The 233-nt window shown below is 36.1% G+C and carries 1 protein-coding gene; it reads left to right on the top strand.

Annotated elements, in window-relative coordinates; genetic code table 11:
- Positions 1-184: RsmE family RNA methyltransferase (locus IHO13_RS05520; protein ID WP_225538637.1), on the top strand; the 184-nt coding region annotated here is incomplete at its 5' end.
- Between the last annotated feature and the right edge of the window lie 49 nt (positions 185-233).

The raw sequence follows: 233 nt of genomic DNA on the forward strand, positions 1-233 counted from the left end.
AAAGCCTCCTAATGAAGTTCTGAAAAACACAAAAAATATTACTATTATTGTTGGTCCTGAAGGTGGTTTCTCGCACAATGAACTTAGCTTTGCTGATAAGTTCTGTCAGAAATTAAGTTTAGAAAAGGGAATTTTAAGGGTAGATACTGCTGTGGTTACTGCACTCACTTTGGCTAGTGTATAGCCCTTCTGATAACAGTCAGGAATAATCAAAGAAACACAAAATCTACGAC

This window comes from Wolbachia endosymbiont of Mansonella perstans (assembly GCF_020278605.1).
GTDB lineage: Bacteria > Pseudomonadota > Alphaproteobacteria > Rickettsiales > Anaplasmataceae > Wolbachia.